Origin of the sequence: Myxococcus llanfairpwllgwyngyllgogerychwyrndrobwllllantysiliogogogochensis (genome assembly GCF_006636215.1) — a bacterium.
Lineage (GTDB): Bacteria > Myxococcota > Myxococcia > Myxococcales > Myxococcaceae > Myxococcus > Myxococcus llanfairpwllgwyngyllgogerychwyrndrobwllllantysiliogogogochensis.
In genome coordinates this window covers 1-2,621 of the sequence record NZ_VIFM01000491.1, presented here as the reverse complement: position 1 = coordinate 2,621, position 2,621 = coordinate 1, and the positions used below count along the sequence as shown (strand labels likewise).

The window sequence follows — 2,621 nt, the reverse complement described above, 5'->3', positions numbered from 1 at the left end:
CCATGCAACCCACCCCTCGGCCCCCTCCTCACCCCTCGAACTCGACAGTCCATCTCGACACTCGAACCGCTCATTCCGACACCGACCCACCCGGGCATCTCGACACCATCCTCGCGAAAACTCGACACTGACGACTTGACACTTACAGTGTCGAGTCATACTGTCTGAGTCGTGAACACGCGGAAGACACAGAGCGAGTGGAAGCTGGCGGAGCTGGCCGAGGAGGCGGGCGTCTCGCCACGCACGGTGCGCTACTACGTCCAGCGGGGTCTGCTCCCCGCACCGCCCTTTCGGGGGCCGGACACCGTGTATGGCGAGGAGCACGTCATACGACTCAAGGCCATCCGGGTCCTCCAGGCACGGTTCCTCCCCTTGGATGCCATCCAGGTGGAGCTCCAGCGCCTGTCGCTCGACGAGCTGCGCAAGCTCGCCGAGTCGGACGTCACCCCGACTCCGCCCACGTACGGGCCGACGAGCCTCACCGATTCACAAATCGTGGCACCGCCGGCCACCGGCCCGCGTCCCACGACGACGACACGCTACCAGCGCTGGGAACTCATCCCCGGTCTGGAGCTGCATGTGGCGGATTCAGCGGATGCCAAGGTTCGAGCCCTCGCCGAGCGCGTACGGGCCCTCATCGAAGAGTTCCAGGACAAGGAGAAGCCATGACGAAAGAGCATGCAGGGCTGTTCACTCGCGAGGGCGCGCAGGTTCCCCTTCAGGGCGTCGAAGTCACTGGTGAGCTGCTCGGCGGACATGCGCGCGTGCGCGTGCGCCAGCGCTACCGCAACGACGAGCCCCGCCCCATCGAAGCCGTCTACACCTTCCCCCTTCCGTCCGATGGCACCCTCTCCGCCTTCTCCATGACGTGCGCGGGCCGCCGCGTCGAAGGCATCGTCAAGGAGCGCGAGGAGGCCTTCCGCGCCTATGACGACGCCGTCACCGCGGGCCATGGCGCCGCCCTGCTCGACGAGGAGCGCTCCAACGTCTTCACCGCCCAGGTGGGCAACCTCCTCCCCAACGAGGAGACCATCGTCGAGGTGGAGTTCCTGCAGGCCGTCACCGCCGAGGAAGGCAGCGTCCGGTGGATGCTCCCCACGCTCGTCGCCCCGCGCTACATCCCCGGCAAGCCCGCCGGAGACCGCACCGGCCACGGCAGCGCCGAGCCCACGCCGCGCGTCCCCGACGCGGACCGCATCTCTCCTCCCATCGGACAGGTGCAGTACGGCCTGCGCATGGACCTGCTCGTCGACCTGGGCCGCGAGGTCATCGTCGAGAGCCCCTCGCACGCCATCACCGTCACCCGCGAGAGCGGCACCCGCGCCCGCGTGAGCTTCTCTCGCGGAGAGGTGTCCCTGGACCGCGACCTGGTCCTCTCCCTGCGCAGCTCCGATACGAGCGCCGTCTTCACCCCGCTCGCCACGCACCGCAAGGGCGACAAGCCCGGCACGTTCGCCCTCACCGTGGTGCCCGACCTCCTGGGCATGGCCTCCGCGCCCCCCAAGCAGGAGGTCATCTTCCTGGTGGACGTCTCCGGCTCCATGGACGGCGACAGCCTGCCCCAGGCCCAGGCCGCGCTCCGGCTCTGCTTGCGACACCTGCGCGAAGGCGACCGCTTCAACGTCATCGCCTTCGAGAGTTCCTTCCACTCCTTTCAGCCCCTGCCCGTGCCCTTCACCCAGCGCATGCTGGAAGAGGCGGACCGGTGGGTGGCTGCGCTCCGGGCCGGCGGCGGAACGGAGCTGCTCGGGCCTATGCAGACCGCCGCTCGCACCGCGCCGGACGGCGTGCTCGTGCTCTTGACGGACGGACAGGTGGGCAACGAGGACGAAATCCTCCGCGCCGTGCTCGCCGAGCGGAAGTCGGCGCGCGTGTACTCATTCGGCATCGGCACCAACGTCAGTGATGCCCTGCTGCGCGACATGGCGAAGCAGACCGGCGGCGACGTGGAGTTCATCCACCCCGGCGAGCGCATCGACGACAAGGTCGTCGCCCAGTTCTCCCGCGCGCTCGCGCCGCGCATCACTGAACTCCAGGTCTACTTCGACGGCGTCGAGGGCGCGGAGCTGGCCCCCGGCGAGCTGCCTCCCATGGTCGACGGCATGCCCTGGACGCTCCTGGGCCGCTACCCCACGCCGGGCACCGGCAAGGTGACGCTGCGGGGCCGCTCGGGCCGCGAGCCCTTCGCGCTCACCGTTCGCGTGGACTTTCCCGCCGAGTCGGACCGTCCCGCCGTGGAGAAGTTGTGGGCCGCCGAGCGCATCAAGGGCTGGGAGGCCGCGAGCCTCACCGGCCGCCGCGCCGACTCCATGAAGAAGCGCATCGTCGAGCTCGCCGTCGAGCACCAGATTGTCACGCGCTACACGTCCTTCGTCGTCGTGGAGGAGCGCACCGGTGACAGGCGCGCCTCGGGCCAGCCGGAGACGCGCGTCGTCCCGGTGAATGCGCCCGCGGGCTGGGCCATGTTCGGCACGCAGAAGCACGAAGAGGCCGAGGTCGCTCCCGTCATCCAGCGCCCTGGTGCTCGCGGCCGGGGTGGTAGCGCACCCGTGGCCGCGGGGCCCCCGTCGAGGCAGGCCCCCGCTCACGCCGTCATGGCTTCCGCCGGCGGACCCCCGCCT

At 69.8% G+C, this 2,621-nt stretch carries 2 protein-coding genes; both read left to right on the top strand.

The features are described 5' to 3' along the window. Positions 1 to 171 precede the first annotated feature (171 nt). Positions 172 to 669: a MerR family transcriptional regulator gene (locus FJV41_RS48700; protein WP_141649444.1), complete on the top strand. Its 498-nt coding sequence runs from the start codon at positions 172 to 174 to the stop codon at positions 667 to 669. Then, positions 666 to 2,621, top strand: a 1,956-nt coding sequence (locus FJV41_RS48695; protein WP_141649443.1) for a VIT domain-containing protein, incomplete at its 3' end; no start/stop codon positions are given. The genes FJV41_RS48700 and FJV41_RS48695, both read left to right, overlap by 4 nt.